The 520-nt window shown below is 64.2% G+C and carries 2 protein-coding genes; both read left to right on the top strand.

All coding sequences use genetic code 11. The annotated features are described in order from the left end of the window. Positions 1–325: hypothetical protein (locus Q7C21_RS23030; protein ID WP_375151242.1), on the top strand; the 325-nt coding region annotated here is incomplete at its 5' end. Beyond that, positions 322–520: aldehyde dehydrogenase family protein (locus Q7C21_RS23025; protein WP_375151241.1), on the top strand; the 199-nt coding region annotated here is incomplete at its 3' end. The genes Q7C21_RS23030 and Q7C21_RS23025, both read left to right, overlap by 4 nt.

Below are 520 nucleotides of genomic sequence, written 5' to 3'. Positions count from 1 at the left end.
CGCTGTAGCCCGCCGGGTACTGCCCTCACTGGGCTTTGCCGAAGAATTCATCGAGGCGGTCTGCTTGATTATCGACGGGCATGACACCCGGCAGGTGGCTTACTCCTTGGAGGACGCGCTGATGCGCGACGCGGACCGGCTGTGGCGTTTTGACCACGCCGGCATTGCCCTGGCCTCGGGCTGGTTTGACCAGGATCCGGCGCGCTACACCGACCGGCTGGAAACCGAGATCATTCCGGAACTGATCACCCAGGCCGCGGTAGATATGGCGACCGCAGACCTGGCCCGCTCCCGCAAGCTGCTGCGCACGGAGGTCCTGAGATGAGCACCACCACCATGACCCGAGATTCTTTAACGATCCCCTACCGCCACGTGGACACCCACTTCATCAATGGTGATTGGGTCGCCTCGACGGGGTCCAACCGCATCGAAGTCACCGACCCTGCCACCGCCAAGGTATGGGGTTCGGTGCCCGAAGGTACCGAAGACGACGTGGACGCGGCGGTCGGCGCGGCACACC

This window comes from Pantoea sp. ANP04, from assembly GCF_041982285.1.
GTDB classification, from domain to species: Bacteria; Pseudomonadota; Gammaproteobacteria; order Enterobacterales; family Enterobacteriaceae; genus Pantoea; species Pantoea eucalypti.
The sequence above is the reverse complement of the archived record's forward strand: the minus strand, read 5'-3'. Positions and strand labels throughout refer to the sequence as shown.